Below are 21,608 nucleotides of genomic sequence, written 5' to 3'. Positions count from 1 at the left end.
TCATCATATATACAGCACGTAATAAGCATGATTACAATGAACATGCCGTCGTTAAGGAAGAAATATGGAAATTTAACGGTAGGTCGGAGTAGAAACAGAATCGTAAGTTGTTTGTTTTTGATAACGTTTACAGAGTAGAGGGACATTTAAAACATTGAGAATAAGAGGGCTGGAACCCATGAACTTTATCCGTTCACTGCGCTTCAAATTCATGGTTGGCTTGACGCTGATCATGCTGCCGCTGTTTCTGCTGTTGTATTACAACAATGTCTATGCAATTCGAGTCGTCAGAGACAAAGTATCCCTAACCAACATGAACCATCTGGCGAAGAGTGTGGAGCAGAATGAGCGAGTGCTGCAGGAGACCAATCGGTACCTATACAGTCTGGGCGAGCGGGACCCGGATATTATTTCGCTTTTTTTCCTGAAATACGGCAGCGGGGACTATATCATTGCGAAACAGCGGATCATGAACAAATTCATGACCGATATCGGATTTTACAATCTGATTGATTCTTTCTTTCTATATGATGCGGTAAATGATGATCTGCTGCTGGCGACTTCGGGCAGTTATGACATCAAAATGTCACTCGTCCGGGAGAGCATGCCTGTACAGATGACACAACTAGATGATGAGACTCAGCGGCCAGAATGGAGCATTGTTCGCGGTGGTGGATGGAATGCACTGGTCAAAACGGTCCGAATTAATCAGCAGTTCTACGCTGGAGCGCTTGTGGATATGAATGCACTGAACCACCCCGAACAATTTACTGAGTCCGGTGAACGGGGAGGTGCCGTTATCGTGGATAGCAATGGGGGAGCACTGTCCGGTTCAGCCCTCAGCTCGGCGCAGATCAAGCTGGCTGCAGCACATCTCTCCGGTTTGGAGAATCCTTACCAGGTCATATCGGAGGTTACATCCAAGGGGGATGAAAGGCAGTACCTCATGCTCGGCCTGCCTTCGGCGATGTCCGACATGAACTATATTGTCCTGCTGCCGGAAGAGGATATGCTTCGCAACCTGCCGTTCTTTCAGCAGATTATTCGTCTGCTGCCTATTGGTGCAGCGGTCATTTTGATCACGGCCCTGATTTTCCTTCGTCAGCTGCTGTTTCGACCTATGAATACGCTAATCAAAGGAATGAGACGGGTCAGTCGTGGAGAGCTCGACGTGAGACTTGATCCGCCGACTTCATCGGAATTAGAGTTCGTCACTCACAGCTTCAATCAGATGACCAGCCAGATTCAGCATCTGAAAATCGATGTCTATGAAGAACAGCTGCGTACCAGGGAAGCCGAATTCAAGCAGCTTCAGATGCAGATCAATCCACACTTTTATCTGAATTCCCTGAATATTATTCATAGCCTGGCTTCACTGCAAAAACATGAACTGGTCCAGCAAATGGCCGGACATCTGGCCGATTATTTCCGGTTTAGTCTCCGGGCAGGCAAACGTGTTATCCGGCTGGATGAAGAACTCGAGCACATTCGTCACTATCTGGAGATTCAAAAGCTCAGGTTCCCGAATAAATTGGATTTTTCTCTGGACGTGGATGAAGGTCTTGGTCATTTTGTACTGCCGCCTTTGACCCTCCAGCCTTTTGTGGAAAATGCAATCATTCATGGGTTTAGGCGACGTACGGAACCATTTGTCATACGCATCTCAGCCAACTTAACGAAAACGTTATCCAGTCCACATTCTGAGGTTGAAGCTATACAGCACAACACTATATTAAGGGTTTCGGTCGAGGATAACGGTGTCGGCTTCGAACAAGACATGCTTGTGCGTCTCCAGCGGGGAAAGTATGCGGAAGACCCGAGTGGACAGCACATCGGGATCTGGAATGTTGCTCACCGATTACTGGTGAAATACGATGAATCAGCCAAATTGGAGTTCCAAAATCTGAATGCTGGCGGAGCGGCAGTGATCCTGTATCTGCCCGCGCAAACGGAAGAGGAAGAAGGGGGGGCTTGAACGGATGCGAAATCTATTAATCGTGGACGATGAGGTTTATGCTCTTCAGGCCATGGTAGAAGGGATTGATTGGCGTTTGGCCGGCATCGATCGGGTATTTAGTGCGGGTGATGCGGAAGAGGCACGAATGGTGCTTCAGAGCCAGTCCATCTCGATCATGATCTCTGATATTGAAATGCCGGGAGAGACGGGTTTGGATCTGCAGAGCTGGGTATTGAAGCATGCTCCGGGAATCCTGACGATCTTTCTGACTGGTCATGCCCTATTTGACTACGCCCAGACAGCGCTCAAGTTAAACAGCTTCGATTATGTACTAAAACCTGCCCAGGCTGATCAACTTCTTAAGGTGGTTACGCAGGCCGTAGATAAACTCAAGGCCGGAGAGCAGCGTTCGCGTACCAACGAAATATATGAGTCGGTATACAAGCGCTGGCAAACTCACAAACCACTGCTGACGGAGCGGTTCTGGAAAGATGCCATTTCCCAGCGAGTGACTCTAACCAGGCCAAGGCTGAAGGAGCTGGCCGAAGTCTATGGTGCGGAGATTGACCCGCACGCCCGCATTCTGCCGATTGTCATATCAGTAGAGGAGTGGGTAAGGGAATTCGATCTGCGTGATGAGGAGGTACTGGAATATGCTCTTCGGAATGCAGCGAGGGAGATGATCCTTGGGGACCGGCCAGGAGAAGTATTTCAGGACCATAGCGGTCTGAATATTGTACTTGCGTATGAAAAGGATGGGGTCGTACCTGCTGCTAGCCAGGCGGCACAGAATTGTCAGCTGTATATTCGGGAATGTGGGACGTATTTCTACTGCCGCTTGTCCTGTTACGTAGGTGCACCCGTGGCCGTAACCGAATTGCAGGGTTTGCTGAATGAACTGATGGATATGGAGCGACGCAATATCAGGGAGCTTGAGGGAGTATTCGTATATGATGAGCAGGGAAAGAAACCGGAGGACCGATTTCTGCCAATCCCCTGGTTTTCGGAGTTGTCGATTTTGTTTGAAACCGGCAAAGTGGATGATCTTCGGGAACGCGTGGAAGAAATATTCGAGCTGCTGGCTGCACAGGAACAGTTATCTCCAGAGATTCTGCGCCTGTTCTATCATGCCATGCTGCATGTGGTCTATCCCTTGCTTCATCAGAAAAATGTATCCGTACGCAGTCTGTACCCTGGTGAGCGTGAGCCTGAAGAAGGTATGGTTACACGCTCCTTGCCGCAATTAAAACTTTGGTCGCTAGATCTGATTGACCGTGCCATACCGATCCTGTATCCGGATGATCACAGTCCGATGACGATTGTGGACCAACTATGCGTTTATATCGAGAATCATATTGGCGAAGATCTGATGCGTGAGGAACTGGCGTCGTTTGCCGGCTTCAATCCAGCATATCTGTCCCGTCTGTTTCGGAAGGAGAAGGGAATGTCTCTCTCTGAATTTATATTGCAGCGGCGGGTAGACAAAGCCAAAACCTTGTTGTCTGAATCCACCGTAAAGGTCACCGATATTGCTGGCAAAGTGGGTTACTATAACTACTCCCATTTCACGAAAATGTTCAAAAAGTGCACGGGCATTACGCCGCAGGAGTTCCGTAAACAGTCCAAAACGGTCTAGCGTTGACGCAGCATGCTGCGTCTTTTATTTTGTTTTTATTTTTTTTGGTATTATGCCAATGTCATCATTTGATAAGTGAAAAGGTCACCACAGCCGATATTGGGCCAGAGCGCCCGCGGTTATACTTGAACCACAGGATACACAGCGGTGCTTCATCCTGAGGAAGGAAATCAAGAGGAGTGAGGGAGAAGAGGTTATGAAGACACAACCCCAGGCGGGTAAGGGTGTACGGGTAGCGGATATACCGGATAGATCCGTCCGCAAGCGAAAGTCTGTTTTGTACAATCTTGGTAAGTTCAAAGTCTTGTATCTCATGTTTTTGCCAGGGATTCTGTTTCTGCTGGTGAACAACTATATGCCGATGTTTGGCGTCCTGATTGCATTCAAAAATGTGAATTATGCCGACGGAATTTGGGGCAGTCCCTGGAGCGGTTGGGATAACTTCAAGTACCTGTTCTCAACAAGTGATGCTTGGGAGATCACACGCAACACACTTGCGTATAACACGGTATTTATTGCGCTGAATCTGTTTGTAGGGGTAGGACTTGCGATCCTGCTGAATGAAGTAAAGAACAAAGCGATGTCCAAACTGTATCAATCTTTGATGCTCCTGCCTTACTTTTTATCCATGATCGTGGTTAGCTATCTGGTTCTGGCGTTTCTCGGCAAGGATTCAGGTTTTATGAACTCGACGATCCTTCAGCTCTTTGGCGGGCAGCCCATTGACTGGTACTCCGAGCCGAAGTATTGGCCGTACATTTTGCCGATTGTGAACACCTGGAAAAACATCGGATACTATGCCGTCATTTATCTCGCAGCTGTCGTAGGCATTGATGAGGAGTACTACGAAGCCGCCGTGCTGGATGGAGCAAGCAAGTGGCATCAGATCCGGTTTATCACGGTTCCGTTTCTCGTTCCGCTCATTGTCATCATGACCTTGCTGCAGATCGGCCGAATCTTCTATGCGGACTTTAGTCTGTTCTATCAGGTTCCATTGGAATCGGGGGCATTGTTCCCTGTAACGAACGTTCTGGATACCTATGTCTATCGCACATTCCTCATTGGTGGCGACATTGGGATGTCTTCTGCGGCTGGACTCTATCAGGCTGTTGTCGGATTTGTACTTGTGCTTGTATCCAATACGATCGTCCGAAGAATGGATAAAGATAATGCATTATTTTAGAGAGGAGGCAAGTCTGCTGTGAAATCACGTGACCCACTTGCTGTATCACGGCGTTCCGCGTCAGTTATACACGCGATGTTCATCTTTTATGCCATAGCCTGCATCGTTCCGATTTTGCTTGTTTTCGCCATTTCCTTCTCGGACGAGACAACCGTCATTGCGAATGGATACAAGCTGATCCCTGAGAAGTTTAGCCTGACCGCTTATGAGTTTCTGTTCAAGGATATGGATCAGATTATCCATTCCTACGGCATTTCCATCATCGTAACGGTGGTAGGTACCATTACCAGCGTAGCGTTGACTGCACTATATGCCTACCCGCTTTCCAGAAGGGATTTGCCCTACCGCGGATGGTTTGCTTTCTTTATTTTCTTCACGATGCTGTTCAACGGGGGGCTCGTTCCCTGGTATCTCGTATACGTCAATGTCCTGGATCTGAAAAATTCCATTCTGGCCTTGATATTGCCGTTATTGTTATCACCGTTCTTCGTTCTGGTGATGCGGACATTCTTCGCCAATTCCATTCCGGTATCCATTCTTGAATCGGCTCGAATTGATGGCGCAGGTGAGCTCCGAACGTTTACACGTATCGTACTGCCGCTTTCTTTACCGGTTATGGCCACCGTGGCATTGTTCAGCACACTGAACTACTGGAATGACTGGTACCTCAGTATGATTTTTATCTCTGATAACCGGACGATCAGTCTTCAGTACCTTATGTACCGAACACTGCTCGATATTCAATATTTAACATCCAACTCCAATGTTTCTTCACAGATTTCATCACAGGGCGGATTGTTGAATCTTCCTAACAAAACGCTGCAAATGGCGATGGCTGTCGTGGGCATCGGTCCGATTGTGCTGGCCTATCCGTTCTTCCAAAGGTACTTTATTAAAGGTCTGACGGTGGGTGCTGTGAAGGGATAACTCCGTCCCGGTCAGCGGGGTAGTGGATGATCCCAAGATAGAATGAAAGGGCATATATACAATGCAGTGAAGGATCTGAGTTAGATCCGGGTTACATGCGAATTGGGGAAATCGTGTGCGCAAAAGTTCAACATTATTGGGAGGGGTTCAGTTGATCAAATCAATGAAGGTATGGACGCGACTTACGGCAGCCGTGATGGCATTCAGCCTGGTGCTTGCCGGATGTTCATCAGACCAAGGCGGAACAACGCAAGGGGCAGAAAATGGAGGCTCAGGGGAAAGTGCAGCCAAACCGTATGAGGTAACGTTGTACTACCCGGGGACACCACAGAAAGACGTGGCACTGGTGGAAGCCGAGATTAACAAAAAAATGGAGCCCAAGATCGGAGCTACGCTCAAGATTAACGCAATCGACTGGGGACAGTGGGATAACAAGCTCAACCTGATGATCTCTTCTGGAGAAAAATCGGACATTATTTTCACGGCGGCATGGCAGAACTATACCGTCAACGTGGCCAAAGGTGCGTTCCTGCCCCTGAATGACCTGCTTGATCAGTATGGGCAGGATATCAAAAAAAATCTGGACCCTGCTTTCCTGGAAGGTTCCCAGGTGGATGGTGTAAACTACGGCGTTCCGACAAACAAGGAATTGGCAGCTACACGTGGTGTTCTGGTGCGCCAGGATCTCGCGGATAAATACAAACTCGACCTGACCACGGTAAAAACGTGGACCGATCTGGAACCTCTGCTGAAAACAATCAAGGAAAATGAACCATCCGTTACTCCATTCTATATGTCGAACACCAATGGTAACGGACTGCTGGAAAATCTGGATTGGGATTATCTCGGTGATGCATCCGTACCTGGAGTCATCTCCAAGACAGCTGGCACAACAACTGTGCTGAACGAAGTGGAGACACCTGAATTCAAGGAGGCCGCTGCACTGGCTCGCAAATGGTATCAAGCGGGGTACATCAATAGCGATGCGGCAACTTCCAACGTCTTCCCGAAAGATCAGGCGAAGGCAGGCAAGGCGTTTATGTGGACGGACGGCATGAAACCGGGGAAGGACAAGGAAGAAGAAGGGTACGTCGGATACCCGCTGACTCAGATTGAAATGACAGAGCCGACCATCACAACCGGTGATGCTTCGGGTGCCATGCTGGCCATCTCACGTTCTTCCGAGCAGCCGGAAAAAGCGATGCAGGTCATCAACTTGCTCCACTCGGACAAGGAAATCAATAATCTGTTGAATTTCGGAATCGAAGGCAAGCATTATGTGAAAAAGGATGGTCAGGACAATATTATCACGCTGCCTGAAGGCGTGGATGCAAACAGCCGCACATATAATCCTGGTGCACAGTGGCAGCTTGGTAACCAGTTCCTGAACTTCCTCTGGGATAATGAAGATCCTCAGAAGTGGGAGAAGTTCAAGGAGTTTAATGCCAAGGGAGTCAAGTCGCCTGCACTTGGTTTTACCTTCAACAGCCAGTCCGTCAAAAACGAAATCGCAGCGGTTAATAACGTTAACAAACAGTTCAAACCAGGCATGACATCCGGAGCAGTGGATCCAAACGAAATGATTCCCAAGTATCTGGAGAAGCTGAAGGCAGCAGGTATCGATAAAATCATTGCAGCCAAACAGGAACAGCTCGACGCATTCCTAGCCAAGTAACGATACTTCTTATGATCAAGGTGTTTTCGGCAATAGTCGAAGACGCCTTGATTTATTTTTTTGATATGGATTGTACACCATAATTAGGAAAATTATGATATAATCAGGTGGCTAAATAGGGGGTGTTCCTGTGTCGAGGACGAAATTAGCGTTCTCTGCGATTTTGCTGCTTTTTGCAATCATTTTTACGTTTAATCACCACCTCGGTTACTCGGTGGGAGATCAGATGTTATCCAAAATAGGGTTATCCCCCTATACCACAGCGTACGTGAGCGGTGTACATATTACGCTATTTATAGGACTAGGTTTATTAGGATGCAGTTTTTATCTAACCCGCAAAGAAATCAAGTCTTCGTATCCTCGGCTGGCAAGACAGCTCTGGCTGATCGTCGTGGTCATTATTTTAAGTTATTCCTACATAACAGATAAGGTGATGTATGTCGCCAAATGGGGTTCCACAGGCATCCATAGTGTCTCATATCTTCAGAATGATAGCACCTGCATGTACCAAGTGGCTCTGGATGGAAATACTAGAGTAAGCTGTGATCTCACACTTAAAAATTATAGCAGGCAGCCCGTCGCAGCTGTGATTTTGCCCGACTTGGCGAGAAGTTACAGGCAGCAGGATGATCCTCTATCCGAAGCTCTGAAGTCTGTTGAACTCCAGCCGGTCCATCTCGAGATCATGCCGCATGGCACGTTCACCGGCAAAATTGCATTTTCAGGCTCTGCACAGTCACCGCTTCAAGTAAGGGGAAAGCTTAGGGATATTGTGCTGGATGTAGAGGTAGAAGGTCAGAATATTGTATTCGATTATGCCAAACCATAAGTTTTCAGCAAGGAACAATACATATAGAATCAGATTTTAAGAAGCATGCAATAGCGATGTTATCCGCGAAGAGCTGGCCAATAGGCTGGCTTTTTTGTGTTGTGGAAGTTGCATTTAGTGCAGAAATATTGGTTTTGTGACCTTTATCCTCAATATGGTAACGCTTACGCTATAAATGAGCCGGTTTGATTAAGTCTGATGAATGGGTGAAGGCAGAGAACTGTGCGGATAAAAAAGTGATTGTTTTTACCGCTTACATCATTACAATTAATGTCACGACAATTTTAGACAAGGTGAGATGAATAATGTCATACCGGACCAATCTGTTTTCCAAAATGGTGATCTTAATTCTGATTATGCTAATCCCCGTTGTATTGCTCTACTGGTACTCGAATCATAAAACGACGGCTGTACTCAGGGATGAATTGAATCGTTCCAATAGCAACCAGCTTGAGTTTTTCCAAAATCAGGTGAATACGCACATTGAGCTGTTATCGTCCTGGCCTAATCTTCTCATCCATGATCCGGATATTGCGAGCTTCCGCCGGATTTATACCGATAGTCGGTATTTTGACCTTGATGCAATCAATCTGGTCAAGCGGATCCAGAACAAGCTGAGCATCCAGGAAAGTTCGTCGAACTGGACAACGAAATTATATTTATATTCCCCTTCCATGGGCAGGGTTGTCTCCGAAAGGGATGCCCGTTTTTATGACAAGCAGGCACTTAGGGAAAGTATGGTTTCGGGCTGGGATGTCCGCAAGATTGTGGACGGGAAAGATGAGAAATTCATGTTCAGCTGGATTACTGCTTCTCCGTATGGGATTAAGGACCCCGCTGTGAATGCAGAGACCATTATCAAGTTGGAATTCGACAGTGATAACATTCGGGATATGTTGGACAAGTTCAAGGACGATGGAAGACATGATCCTTTCTATTATCGAGAGGAATCCGGTGTCATCTATAACCGAACCTCGGATCGTGAGCTGACCAATCGGCTGATGGACCAGCTGGCGATTCATACACTTCAGGATGTGGACAATCGAACGGTGGTCATTGACAACGAACCTTACATGGTGAATACGGTCAAATCCAGCACGACAGGCTGGTATCTGGTGGATTATATGCCGTTATCCGATATATTGAAACCCATTCATCAATCGAATGTGCTTTTTTATTCCTCAATGATATGTTTGCTCGGCATGAGTTTCCTGGCCGCCTATCTGTTGTACGTTCAGGTACAGGTACCTGTGAAGCAGCTTATTCGCGGATTCCAGCGATTGAAGCAGGAAGATTATTCGGTACGAATTAAGCCCAAGGGCCGGAATGAATTCAGCTTTTTGTCTGAGCGATTCAACTCCATGGTGGAACAGATTCAGCAGCTGTTTGAGCATGTGTATCTGGAACAGATTCACGTACGTGAAGCCAGGTTGAAGCAATTGCAATCCCAGATTAACCCGCACTTTTTCTATAACTGTTTCTCTTTTATCACAAGTATGGCGAAATTGAAACGTGTGGATGCCGTAGTAGCCATGTCACACAATTTATCCAGATACTATCGCTATACAACCAGACAGGAACGTGATGTTGTGCCGCTGAACGAGGAAATCGAATTCGTGAACTGTTACCTCGAAATCCAGCAGATGCGCATGAATCGGATTCGTTACCGCATTGATCTGCCAGACAGCATGATGAGGCAGGAGGTTCCACCCCTTATCGTGCAGCCTTTGGTTGAAAATGCGGTCATTCACGGCATTGAAGCCGATGCAGATGCTGGAGAGATTAGGGTATCCGGAGAAAAACAGAATGGTGTCATGATTCTAAAGGTCGAAGATGACGGTCAGGGCATGACCAGTGAGGAACGGGATAAGCTGCTGGACAAGCTCAGGGGCACAATGGATCAGGATATGGGTTGTGGTCTGTGGAATGTGAATCAACGATTGCAGCTGCGGTATGGAGAACAGGCAGGCATTCACATAACCGAATCCCCACTGGGGGGGGTCTGTGTAGCTTTGTCATGGCCAGCAGAAGATGAAATAGATGAGGAAGAGGCAAGTGCCGATGCAGAGTGATTAACGACCATTGATTGTTTTTAGAGAGTGAAAATATATTGCAAATGTAGCAGACAAGGAGTGACGAACGTTGATCGATATACTGCTGGTGGATGACGAAACGTATGTAACGGAGAGTCTGGAAATGACCATTCCGTGGGGAGAACTTGGAGTAACGACGGTGCTTCGTGCAGCGTCCGGCAAGGAAGCGCTAGAGATCATGGAGGAAAATGCGGTAGATATCGTCGTAACCGATATTCGTATGCCCGGTATGAGCGGATTGGACCTGATTGAAGAGGTGAGCAGCAGATGGTCTCATATCCGCTGTATTCTGCTGACCGGGCATAGTGATTTTGATTATGCCAAAAAGGCAATTCAGCTGCAGGCGTCCGATTATATTCTGAAACCCGTGAATGATGAGGAATTTATGGAATCAGTCTCTGCTGCGATTACGTCTCTCCGCGGGGAGTGGGATGAGTTCGATAAATATCATAGGCTCCTGTACAGCCGGAAATCGGATTATAAAATTTTGCGTGAAAATCTGATGCATGATCTGCTGCTTGGCCGTGAAATTACAACGCGTGCCCTTCGCGAACAGCTTCAGCAATATGAGATTGGACTTGAACCCGAACAACCGGTGGTTATGCTCCTTATTCGTCTTACAGGTCGATTTTCTTCCATGGATCAGCAATCACTCGACCTGATGGACTTTGCGGTGGGGAATATAGCAGAGGAAGTTCTCGGAGACCAATTCAGAGTCTGGTTTGGACGAGGGCCGCATGAATGTCTGGTCATGTTTCTACAACATCAGGGACAAGTGGAGGAAGCGTCCATGACCCAGGAGACATTGACCGGACCGGTGGATACTTTCCGGGAGCATGTCATTCGTTACCTGCAGGGTGATCTGTCCATGGTGGTTACACCTCCGTTTCCGTTTCAAGAAATGACTGCGGCTTATCGCAGAAGTCTGGGATCGCTGGTTCTTTCCGGACCGGAAGAGAACAAGATTATTTTCATGGACAAGGATAGATCCCTTCGGATGGAAAATGATGCAGCGCACGCGCTGGAAGAACTCTATAAACCTCCCGTGTTGCCCCAGTTACTCGAAACGAAGCAGTGGGAAGCTGCAGCAAGCAAGCTTAATACTGTATTTGACGCGGCAGATCGGGTGTGTTTGTCCAGAGAACACGTGTATGAGATGTATTTGTCTGTGACCAATGCGTTTATGTATATCGCCCACAAGCAGGGTCACCTGGTGCACGAGATCGATCATGCAGGCTTTGACCTGCTGCTGGCACATCAGTTGATCCAATCTCCCGAACGGTTGCGACGCTGGGCTACGGAAATGCTTGCGAAGCTGCAGGAAGAGTTGTCCGATCAGGCGGGAACCCAGAGCCGCAGGCATGTCATTAAGCAGGTTCAGGAGATGGTTACTCGAGATACGGGACAGGATCTGTCCGTGAAGATGATTGCCGACAAGGTATACCTGCATCCCGTGTATCTGTCGAAGATTTACAAAGCCGAAACGGGTGAAGGACTTGGGGACTATATGATTCGCATGCGTATGGAACGTGCGCTGTATCTGCTGAAGAACAGCAACAAGAAGATATACGAGATTACGAGTGAACTAGGATATCAAAATCCGCAATATTTTAGCAAAATGTTCAAAAAGCATTACGGCATGACGCCGAATGAATTCCGTGACCAGGCATAATTTCATCCTCCATTCCAATATATAGGTTGTCAAAGGTGCAGAAATCTTGTTTTCGTGACATAGGCTGAAAGGCCTGGCAGGCCTATAATGAAAGGGTAACCAAAACGATTGATTGAGGGGGAACAACAATGAGAGCGAAATCTACAAAAAAGAGATGGCTGCCGCTCCTGGCTACGACAACATGTTTGGCTGTCATTCTTGCTGCATGTGGTGGAGGCAGTGGCGGTGAGAGTGCTGGTTCCAGCACGCCAGCCGTTGAAAACGAATACAAAGAAAAATATGATCCGGCAGTAACGATTACAACAGCATGGGGAATCGACCCTGAGCTGAAATTCAAAAATGGCGAATCGATGGAAAATAACGTGGCAACCAAATGGGCCAAAGACAAATTTGGAATTGAAATCAAATCCTTGTGGTCTGTGACAGATACGAACAACGCATTCGCAACAAAACTTCGTCTGGCCATGTCTTCCGGTCAAGAGATGCCGGACGTGGTAACGGTAGGAGATAACCTGCTGGCTCAGGATTTGATTGATTCCGGCATGTATCAGGAAGTCGGTCCACTTTTCGATAAATACGCATCCGATACTTGGAAGAAAGCAATGGAGCAGGACCCGAACGTATGGAACCAGTACAGCCGTGATGGCAAAAGAATGGGTATCCCGGTACTCGACTATGCCTACAACAATGACTACCTGCTCTGGATCCGTCAGGACTGGCTGGACAAGCTGAACATGAAAGCGCCAAAAACGATTGACGAACTGGAAGCCGTAATGGAAGCGTTCAAAAATAATAACCCGGATGGATTGGCTCCAGACAAGGTCACTCCACTGAGTATCGGTTTCAAAACATCCATGAACACCTGGATGGGTGATCCATCCTGGATCTTCGGTGCATATGGTACACTGCCGTTCCAATGGAATCTGGGTGCAGATGGCAAGCTGGAGTATGGCTCCATCAACCCTGGCATGAAGCAAGGTTTGACCAAATTGAGCGAGTGGCTCAAAAAGGGTTACATTCCGCAGGAAGCAGCTTTGTGGGATGAGAACAAAACGGCAGAGCCTGCCGTGGCGGGTACGGCCGGTATTATTCCAGGCCCTTACTGGATGAGCGGATGGCCGCTGCTGGATACGGTGAAAAATGTGCCAAGTGCCGTTTGGAAGCCGATCGAAATTCCAGTAGGACCTGAAGGTAAAGCCATGCGTCACGGTACACAGTTTGTTAATGGTGTTATCCTGATCAAGAAAGACATGGAGCATCCTGAAGCCTTCTTTACTTATGAGAACTACCTGTTCGACAACTATGCAGATCCAGCACCAGGAAGCCCTTATGATAACGGTCTGTTTGAAAAGTATGACTATCAATTGGATGCTGACGGCAAACAATTGCCGATTGATCAAATTGAGGGCGGATATGTGAACGTTGTCCGTTATCTGCTTGTGCGTGATGGTGCCCGTATTCCGGATGCCCAGATGAAAGCACTGTTGAATCTGGCAGACGGCAAAGAGCCTGAAACGAAGCTGGAGAAGGATGTGGCGGTTAACTATGGACCAGAAACTCCTGCTGCTGCAAAAGTTTTGCTCAGTCAGGAAGAAATCTCATACAAAAACATGTTTACAGGTCCTACAACAGCGACGATGAAATCTAAGCTCGACTATCTGAACAAAATCGAGAATCAAGCATTCAACGAAATTATTTATGGTAAAAATCCTGTAGATGCGTTCGATACATTTGTACAAACGTGGAAATCGGGTGGCGGTGACCAAATCACACAAGAGGTCAACGAATGGTATGACAGTGTGAAAAAATAAGGATACAAGGAGCGTGCAGACCATCCAGGGTCTGCACGCTTTTTTGTCGTTAGGAGAGCATAATTTGCTTGCGGGAGATACGTGTCTGCAGTGAATGAATGACTCGATAGACAGCGAGTCCAAAGTGGTTGCTTTTGTGCCATTTATATTGCTTTTATGTGCTGTTTGACCTATGCAAACGGTTGATATAATCGCATTATAAGCCACTCAGGAAGCCTTGAGTAGGAAGAATTACAGGGGGAGCAATCATGAGAACTTTGAAACGAACTTGGCCATTTCACGTAATGCTGCTGCCAGCCATCATCTTTCTGATTATATTCAGTTATGTGCCTATGGGCGGAATTGTTATGGCATTTCAGAACTACAAACCATGGCTCGGCATCAGCGGCTCGGAGTGGGTCGGGCTTGATAATTTTAGATATTTGTTTGAACGCGAGGACAGCCTGCAGGTCATTTGGAATACATTGATCATTGCTGTGCTAAAACTCATCTTTAACTTGTTTGTCCCGTTTGTGTTTGCAATTCTGCTCAATGAGGTTCGCAAGATGGCGATCCAGCGAACGATTCAAACCTTGGTGTATCTGCCTCACTTCTTGTCATGGGTCATCCTGGGCGGCATTCTGATTGATCTGTTATCCACCGGAGGACTGGTGAACCGGGTACTCGGGACATTCGGACTTGGGCCATATTTCTTCCTTGGCGATAACAGCTTGTTCCGACCAACGATCATTCTAACGGATGTGTGGAAGGAATTCGGCTATAACATGATTGTTTTCCTGGCTGCCCTTGCCGGCATCAACCCGGCGCTGTATGAAGCAGCAGAGATTGACGGAGCGGGTCGCTGGAAGCAGACGCTGCATATTACCATCCCGTCTCTTGTACCGATGCTGATGGTGGTTGGAACACTGGCACTGGGCAACGTGCTTAACGCCGGGTTCGATCAGATTTTCAACCTGTACAACCCGCTCGTATATCAAACGGGCGACATTATTGATACATTCGTATATCGCTCTGCGCTGGAAAATGGAGAGATGGGCTTCGCGACCGCGATTGGATTGTTTAAATCGGTCATCAGCATGGTCTTGATCCTGGTATCATACAGCCTAGCCAAAAAATACGCCGGATATCGTATATTCTAATCGAATGAACGGAGAAAGAAGGGACCACGATGTATCATAAATCAACGCCTTATCGCGTGTTCAACGTCATTAATATTTGTTTTCTCATTTTGGTTGCCATTATGTGTATTGTACCGATGATTCATGTCCTGGCTGTATCCTTCAGTAACAAGGCTGCCGCTGACGCCAACCTCGTCAGCCTCTGGCCGGTAGGATTCTCACTTGAAGCATACAAAAAAACGATGAATAATCCGATTTTCCTAAATTCTCTCTGGATTTCCTTGCTGCGGACCGTTATTGGTACGGGAATTACGTTGCTGATTACCTTTTTGGCGGCGTACCCGTTGTCGAAAGAAAATAATGAATTTAAAGGAAGAACCGTCTATTCGTGGATTTTCGTTTTTAGTATGATTTTCAATGGGGGACTGGTTCCCTTCTATATGGTTATTCAGAAAATCGGCCTAATGGATTCCTTCTGGGTGCTGGTGCTGCCGGGAGCCGTTAATACCTTCCTCGTTATTCTGATGTTAAACTTCTTCCGGGGTATTCCGAAAGAGCTTGAGGAAGCGGCGCTGATGGATGGAGCGAATCACTTCAGAACGTTGTTCAGTATTTTCCTGCCGATCTCCATGCCATCGATCGCAACCATTGCACTGTTCAGCATGGTATTTCACTGGAACTCATGGTTTGACGGACTGCTCTACATGAACAATGCTAAGGATTATCCGCTGGCTACGTTCATGCAGACCGTCATTATTAAGCGTGATATGAGTACGATGGCCATGAACCCGAAAGAGATGGAGACCATATCTCAAACCACGGTAAGAGCTGCACAAATCTTTATCGGAAGCGCCCCAATTCTGATTGTGTACCCGTTCCTGCAGCGTTTCTTTGTTAAAGGCATGACACTGGGTTCAGTTAAAGGCTGAGCCTGGTTCTAAATCTAATCCAATGGAGGTTGAACAAGTGAGCAACTTGGAGAATAAGCCATTCATTCTTGGGATGGATGTGTCTTTTATGGATGAAATCGAACAGCATGGAGGGAGCTACAGCGACACGGACGGCAGGGAACAGGACCTGCTGTCCATCCTGAAGCTGAACGGTGCCAATGCGATTCGGCTGCGGATCTGGAACGATCCTGTCGGAGGATTCTGCAATCTGGAGCGAACCGTAACGATTGCCAAGCGGATCAAAGAACAAGGGCTGCAATTTCTGCTCGACTTCCATTACTCGGATCGCTGGGCAGACCCGGCCAACCAGTGGAAGCCCAAGGCGTGGGAGAATCTGTCTTATGAAGAGCTTCAGCGGGCGGTGTGCACCTATACAGCAGATGTGCTTCGCACGTTACAAGAACATGACGCGCTGCCTGACATGGTACAAGTCGGGAATGAAATTACCCCTGGCATGCTGTGGGATGAAGGACGAGTGAGCGGTGAAGAGCATGACACTGACGAGCAGTGGGAACGTTTTGCAGGCCTGGTGAAGTACGGTATTGCTGCTGTTAAATCCGTTGATTCCAATATCAACATCATGATCCATATTGATCGTGGCGGGGATAACGTGGAAAGCCGGAAGTTTTACGACCGTTTCGAAGCACTTGGCGTGGAGTTCGATACGATTGGACTCTCGTACTATCCATGGTGGCATGGAACACTGGACGCGCTGCGTGACAATTTGCATGACCTGGCCGCCAGATACGGCAAGCCCATTAACGTGGTTGAAACCGCTTATCCCTGGACACTGGAGCAACCCGAAGATCACGAGTGGATTCTGAATCAGGAAGATCTGCTGCTGCCAGGTTATCCGGCAAGTGTGGAAGGCCAAGCGCGCTACCTGCAGGACTTACTTCAGATTATTCGTGAGGTTCCGGGAGGATTGGGTCAAGGTTTTTACTACTGGGAGCCTGCATGGATTCCGAGTAAGCCGGAATGGTCTGTTGGACATCCGAACAACTGGGGCAATTTGACGATGTTTGATTTTAAAGGCCGCAAATTGGAATCGTTTACAGCTTTGAAGGCTGATGTAACTTCGGAAGAATCCGAAACGGATACGCCGAAGGGCTCAGCATTGATCAGATAGAGAGCTATTCAACATAAGGATAAGGAGAATCGAAATATGACTTATAAATATCCACCTGTAAGTACGAAGGTGCCGCACATGCTGCATGGTGCAGATTATAACCCGGAGCAATGGCTTAAATATCCTGAGGTGCTGGAAGAAGATATCCGCCTGATGAAGCTTGCCAAGTGCAACGTGATGTCCATTGGCATCTTCTCATGGGTATCCCTTGAACCAGAGGAAGGTGTATACACCTTTGAATGGCTGGATCGTGTGTTGGATACGTTTGCAGCGAATGGAATCTACGCCTTTCTAGCAACGCCGAGCGGTGCAAGACCTGCCTGGATGTCCGCCAAATACCCGGAAGTATTGCGTGTAGGAGCCAATCGGGTTCGCAACCTGCACGGTTTCCGTCATAACCATTGTTATACATCTCCCGTATACCGGGAAAAGGTAACGGCGATCAATACCAAACTCGCAGAACGTTATTCGCAACATCCTGCGGTTATCGGCTGGCATATTTCCAATGAATTTGGCGGCGACTGCCATTGTGACTATTGTCAGGAGGCTTTTCGCGGCTGGGTGAAAAATAAATACGGCACGCTTGATGAATTGAATCATTCCTGGTGGACTACGTTCTGGAGCCATACGGTTACAGACTGGAGTCAGGTGGAATCCCCTTCGCCGCATGGTGAGACACAGGTACATGCCATGAATCTGGACTGGCGCCGGTTCGTTACGGATCAGACAGCAGACTTCATCGTGCATGAAACCAAGCCGCTCAAAGCAAGTAATCCGGATCTGCCCGTCACCACAAATCTGATGGAATTCTATGAAGGGTTGAACTACTGGAAGTTTGCCGAAATTCTGGACTTCCTGTCCTGGGACAGCTACCCGACATGGCATGATGCGGACGAGGAAGATAAGCAGGCCTCCAGAATAGCAATGATGCATGACATCGTTCGTTCGATCAAAGGCGGGCAGCCGTTCCTGCTGATGGAGAGTACGCCAAGTTCTACGAACTGGCAGGAGACCAGCAAGCTGAAACGTCCAGGCATGCATCTGCTGTCTTCTCTTCAAGCGGTAGCGCATGGTTCGGATAGTGTGCAGTACTTCCAATGGAGAAAGAGCAGAGGCTCCAGCGAGAAACTGCATGGCGCTGTCGTGGATCATGTTGGACATGAACACACACGTGTGTTCAAGGATGTGACGGACGTAGGCACAGCTCTTGAAGGAATGGAAGCAGTTGTAGGCACGTCCGTACCGGCAGAAGTGGCCATCATTTTCGATTGGGAGAACCGCTGGGCAGTGAAGGATTCCCAGGGACCACGTAATATTGGCGTGAAATATGAGCAGACGGTAGAGTGGCATTATGATGCATTTTGGAAAAAAGGAGTACCTGTGGACGTGATCGATATGGAAGCGGATCTCTCCAAGTACAAATTGCTGATCGCACCGATGCTCTACCTTGTGCGGGAAGGTGTAGGCGAACGGATTGAGCGATTTGTCGAAAATGGCGGTACATTCGTCGGAACCTATTGGTCAGGGATCGTCAATGAGAATGACCTATGCTTCCTGGGAGGTTTCCCCGGCCCGCTTCGCAAAACGCTTGGAATCTGGTCCGAAGAGATCGACGGATTGCATGACCGGGATCAGAATGGGGCGATTCCTGTGAGTGGAAACGAGCTCGGTCTGCAGGCTGAATATGATGCCATCGAATTATGTGATCTCATCCATCTGGAAGGGGCAGAGACGCTGGCAACCTATCGTTCAGACTTTTATGCCGGTCGGCCGGCATTGACCGTTAACCGATTGGGATCGGGTAAAGCGTATTATATCGCAACACGTTTCACTGCACCATTCTATGATGATTTCTACGGCAAGCTCATTGCCGATCTGGGAATTGAACGTGCAATCGATACCAAACTTCCGGGAGGAGTCACTGCGCATCTGCGGACGGATGGTACATCCGATTATGTATTTGTACAGAACTATACGCCGGAAACCAAGCAGCTTGAACTGGACAAGCAATCTTATACGGACCTGCTACATGGTGATGAAGTTAATGCCCAGTTGGATCTGCAGCCGTATGACATTCGTGTCTTGAGAAGACAGGCCGCACGAAAATAAGATACATGAGAAAGACCGTCCTACACGTCAGGTCAGACGTAAGGGTGGTCTTTTTTTGTATAAAGTCATGTAGCAGTTGTCACTTTTTCTGGACAAGATAAAGGAAAAGAGTGCATGTACAGCGAAGAGAAACAGGTAACGTGCAACTCAAGACTTTCAGTCTGGGAGGAATTGGAATGAATCAGAGAAATCTGGACGGCAACAGCATTATTATTCGGCTGGAAATGACAACGAAAGATATCAAGTTTGGCGAAGTGGCCTCGGCCATCTCGGAAGCTGGGGGAGACATCATTGCCATCGACGTGATTTCGACCAATCAGGATGTGAGTGTGCGCGACTTGACAGTTGCGGTAACGGATGCGCAGGATAACAGCAAAATCATAGAAGCGGTACGCCAGCTCAAAGGTGTATCCATTATTAACGTGTCTGACCGTACGTTTCTGCTGCACCTTGGCGGCAAAATCGAAGTCACTCCCAAAACGCCGATTCATAACCGGGAAGACTTGTCTCGTGTTTATACACCCGATGTGGCTCGTGTATGTTCGGCGATTGCCGATGAACCGGGCAAGGCATTTTCGCTGACCATCAAACGGAACACGGTGGCCGTTGTATCCGATGGCAGTGCCGTGCTCGGACTGGGGAACATTGGACCTCGCGCAGCGATGCCGGTCATGGAAGGAAAGGCAATGCTGTTTAAGCAGTTTGCCGGTGTGGATGCATTCCCGATCTGCCTGGATACACAGGATACCGAGGAGATCATTCGAACGGTGAAAGCGATTTCACCTGCTTTTGGTGGTATTAATCTGGAGGATATATCATCTCCGCGGTGCTTTGAAATTGAACGAAGACTGAATGAAGAACTGGACATTCCCGTGTTTCATGATGACCAGCATGGTACCGCAGTTGTGTTATATGCGGGTCTGATTAATGCGCTCAAACTTGTCGGCAAATCCATTAACGATGTGAAGATGGTTGTCTGTGGTATTGGCGCCGCAGGGGTGGCCTGCAGCAATATTCTCCTGTCCGCTGGAGCAAGCCGGTTAATCGGTGTTGACCGCGAGGGAGCTATAGTACGGACACAAACCTATGAAAATGAGGTATGGAGTGATTATGCTTCGCGAACCAATCCGGAGCTGGAGTCGGGCTCATTGCGTGATGTCATTCGCGGAGCTGACGTGTTTATCGGATTATCCCGTGGCAATCTGTTAACCCGTGAAGATGTGCAATCCATGGCTGAGAACCCTATCGTATTTGCGATGGCAAACCCGGTACCGGAGATTATGCCGGCAGTAGCGGAGGATATCGTGGCCGTCATGGCTACAGGCCGTTCGGATTATCCGAATCAGATTAATAACGTGCTTTGTTTCCCAGGGATGTTCAGAGCCGTTCTGGACTGCCGTGCGACGGAGATTAATGAAGAAATGAAACTCGCAGCCGCGAAGGCCATTGCTTCTGCCATCTCGGATGAGGAACGTACACGATATTATATTATTCCAAGTGTATTCAACGAGAAGGTGGTCAAGTCGATCCGTAAGCGTGTAGTTGAAGCTGCAGTGAGAACTGGAGTTGCCCGGCGTGTGCCGCGTGAACAAGCCCGAGAAGGCGGGGAAGAGTAATCGTGGACGACAATTCCAGTCTGACAATGAATATATCCGGACATCCTGAGCATGTAGATGGTACATCTGCCAGAGAGGCTATCCTTGGCGCCGCACGAGCCTTTGTCCAAGGGGATGCCGGGAAGCACACGGACGGTCATGATTGGCCGCATATTGAGCGAGTTACGGCTCTTGCTGTTGAGCTAGCCCATCGAATGGGAGCAGATCCATTTGTATGTGAGCTGGCTGCACTGCTGCATGATGTGCCGGATGAGAAGCTGAACGAAAGCCTGGAAGCGGGGATGAACAAGCTGAACGACTGGCTGGACCAGCAGCAGCTTGAGCCAGGCACCCGGGAAGCTGTGGTTAACATCATCAGTACAATCTCCTATGCGGGAGGGCAGCGCCCTGCTGTATCATCGCTGGAAGCGCAGGTGGTGCAGGATGCCGACCGGTTGGATGCAATGGGGGCCATAGGTATTGCACGCACGTTTGCTTTTGCAGGTGCGCGAGGCCGTGAAATGTATGATCCATCCCTTCCGCCGCGGGAGCAGATGACCCGGGAGGAATATCGGAATGGACGGAGCACGACAATTAATCACTTTTACGAGAAGCTGTTTAAACTGAAGGATCTCATGAATACATCCTATGGCAAGGAACTGGCCGAGCAGCGCCATGCGTTTATGGTAGAGTTCGTGGAGCAGTTTAAGCGGGAGTGGGAAGGGACAGATCGTTAAGCACCCTTGTACATGGTGAGCGATAACCAAAGCAATATACTAGCAAACTTTTGGTGGTGGTAAATAACACATTCCAAAGGTTTGCTTTTTTTTGCAAGAAAACAGGTTATATAATCTTGTGAAATAAACATTATGAGGAATCACATGGTAACCACATAGCGTCCGTGGTAAAATAAGTCGTTCTGAT

General features: G+C 48.1%; 15 protein-coding genes. All 15 read left to right on the top strand.

What is annotated here, in order from left to right; genetic code table 11:
• The first annotated feature begins 178 nt into the window (after positions 1-178).
• The 15 genes from GUA98_RS02780 to GUA98_RS02710 all read left to right on the top strand — a co-directional run bounded on the left by GUA98_RS02780 (position 179) and on the right by GUA98_RS02710 (position 21,421).
• Entirely contained in the window at positions 179-1,975 is a 1,797-nt protein-coding gene (locus GUA98_RS02780) for a sensor histidine kinase (RefSeq protein ID WP_193721990.1), read from the top strand.
• A gap of 4 nt (positions 1,976-1,979) precedes the next feature.
• The gene (locus GUA98_RS02775; protein WP_193721989.1) at positions 1,980-3,593 is read left to right on the top strand and encodes a helix-turn-helix domain-containing protein; all 1,614 of its coding nucleotides are present in this window, start codon (positions 1,980-1,982) and stop codon (positions 3,591-3,593) included.
• Between the two features lie 196 nt (positions 3,594-3,789).
• Positions 3,790-4,776 (top strand): ABC transporter permease, encoded by a 987-nt coding sequence (locus GUA98_RS02770; protein WP_176476010.1) that lies wholly within the window; start codon positions 3,790-3,792, stop codon positions 4,774-4,776.
• An 18-nt stretch (positions 4,777-4,794) separates the two neighbouring features.
• Positions 4,795-5,703, top strand: a complete 909-nt coding sequence (locus GUA98_RS02765; RefSeq protein ID WP_127536375.1) for a carbohydrate ABC transporter permease — start codon at positions 4,795-4,797, stop codon at positions 5,701-5,703.
• A 151-nt stretch (positions 5,704-5,854) separates the two neighbouring features.
• Entirely contained in the window at positions 5,855-7,378 is a 1,524-nt protein-coding gene (locus GUA98_RS02760) for an ABC transporter substrate-binding protein (protein ID WP_193721988.1), read from the top strand.
• Between the two features lie 130 nt (positions 7,379-7,508).
• Positions 7,509-8,207, top strand: a complete 699-nt coding sequence (locus GUA98_RS02755; RefSeq protein ID WP_193721987.1) for a hypothetical protein — start codon at positions 7,509-7,511, stop codon at positions 8,205-8,207.
• 305 nt (positions 8,208-8,512) lie between these two features.
• Complete coding sequence (locus tag GUA98_RS02750) at positions 8,513-10,279, top strand: sensor histidine kinase (protein ID WP_193721986.1); 1,767 nt, start codon at positions 8,513-8,515, stop codon at positions 10,277-10,279.
• A 70-nt stretch (positions 10,280-10,349) separates the two neighbouring features.
• Positions 10,350-11,972 carry a response regulator gene (locus GUA98_RS02745; RefSeq protein WP_193721985.1) on the top strand — a complete coding sequence of 541 codons (1,623 nt, stop codon included), beginning with the start codon at positions 10,350-10,352 and terminating at the stop codon, positions 11,970-11,972.
• 128 nt (positions 11,973-12,100) lie between these two features.
• On the top strand, positions 12,101-13,783 hold the full coding sequence (locus GUA98_RS02740) for an extracellular solute-binding protein (protein WP_127536365.1): 1,683 nt from the start codon (positions 12,101-12,103) through the stop codon (positions 13,781-13,783).
• A gap of 248 nt (positions 13,784-14,031) precedes the next feature.
• The gene (locus tag GUA98_RS02735) at positions 14,032-14,922 is read left to right on the top strand and encodes an ABC transporter permease (protein WP_153977915.1); all 891 of its coding nucleotides are present in this window, start codon (positions 14,032-14,034) and stop codon (positions 14,920-14,922) included.
• A gap of 29 nt (positions 14,923-14,951) precedes the next feature.
• A complete protein-coding gene (locus tag GUA98_RS02730) occupies positions 14,952-15,830 on the top strand; it encodes a carbohydrate ABC transporter permease (protein WP_062321957.1) in 879 nt (292 codons plus the stop codon).
• 37 nt (positions 15,831-15,867) lie between these two features.
• Positions 15,868-16,980 (top strand): arabinogalactan endo-beta-1,4-galactanase, encoded by a 1,113-nt coding sequence (locus tag GUA98_RS02725; protein ID WP_153977916.1) that lies wholly within the window; start codon positions 15,868-15,870, stop codon positions 16,978-16,980.
• 36 nt (positions 16,981-17,016) lie between these two features.
• Positions 17,017-19,089: a beta-galactosidase gene (locus GUA98_RS02720; RefSeq protein ID WP_321573827.1), complete on the top strand. Its 2,073-nt coding sequence runs from the start codon at positions 17,017-17,019 to the stop codon at positions 19,087-19,089.
• Between the two features lie 176 nt (positions 19,090-19,265).
• Entirely contained in the window at positions 19,266-20,705 is a 1,440-nt protein-coding gene (locus GUA98_RS02715; RefSeq protein ID WP_193721984.1) for an NAD-dependent malic enzyme, read from the top strand.
• A gap of 2 nt (positions 20,706-20,707) precedes the next feature.
• The gene (locus tag GUA98_RS02710; RefSeq protein ID WP_321573826.1) at positions 20,708-21,421 is read left to right on the top strand and encodes an HD domain-containing protein; all 714 of its coding nucleotides are present in this window, start codon (positions 20,708-20,710) and stop codon (positions 21,419-21,421) included.
• Positions 21,422-21,608: the final 187 nt, after the last annotated feature.

Source organism: Paenibacillus sp. P13VS (assembly GCF_015143645.1).
GTDB classification, from domain to species: Bacteria; Bacillota; Bacilli; order Paenibacillales; family Paenibacillaceae; genus Paenibacillus; species Paenibacillus xylanilyticus_A.
Note: the sequence above shows the minus strand (reverse complement) of the source record. Positions and strands in the feature narration are given on the sequence as shown.

Coding starts and splice junctions, on each gene's coding strand:
- GUA98_RS02715 (WP_193721984.1), top strand. CDS start 19,266: ATGAATCAGAGAAATCTGGACGGCAACAGCATTATTATTCGGCTGGAA.
- GUA98_RS02775 (WP_193721989.1), top strand. CDS start 1,980: ATGCGAAATCTATTAATCGTGGACGATGAGGTTTATGCTCTTCAGGCC.
- GUA98_RS02735 (WP_153977915.1), top strand. CDS start 14,032: ATGAGAACTTTGAAACGAACTTGGCCATTTCACGTAATGCTGCTGCCA.
- GUA98_RS02770 (WP_176476010.1), top strand. CDS start 3,790: ATGAAGACACAACCCCAGGCGGGTAAGGGTGTACGGGTAGCGGATATA.
- GUA98_RS02780 (WP_193721990.1), top strand. CDS start 179: ATGAACTTTATCCGTTCACTGCGCTTCAAATTCATGGTTGGCTTGACG.
- GUA98_RS02720 (WP_321573827.1), top strand. CDS start 17,017: ATGACTTATAAATATCCACCTGTAAGTACGAAGGTGCCGCACATGCTG.
- GUA98_RS02740 (WP_127536365.1), top strand. CDS start 12,101: ATGAGAGCGAAATCTACAAAAAAGAGATGGCTGCCGCTCCTGGCTACG.
- GUA98_RS02750 (WP_193721986.1), top strand. CDS start 8,513: ATGTCATACCGGACCAATCTGTTTTCCAAAATGGTGATCTTAATTCTG.
- GUA98_RS02730 (WP_062321957.1), top strand. CDS start 14,952: ATGTATCATAAATCAACGCCTTATCGCGTGTTCAACGTCATTAATATT.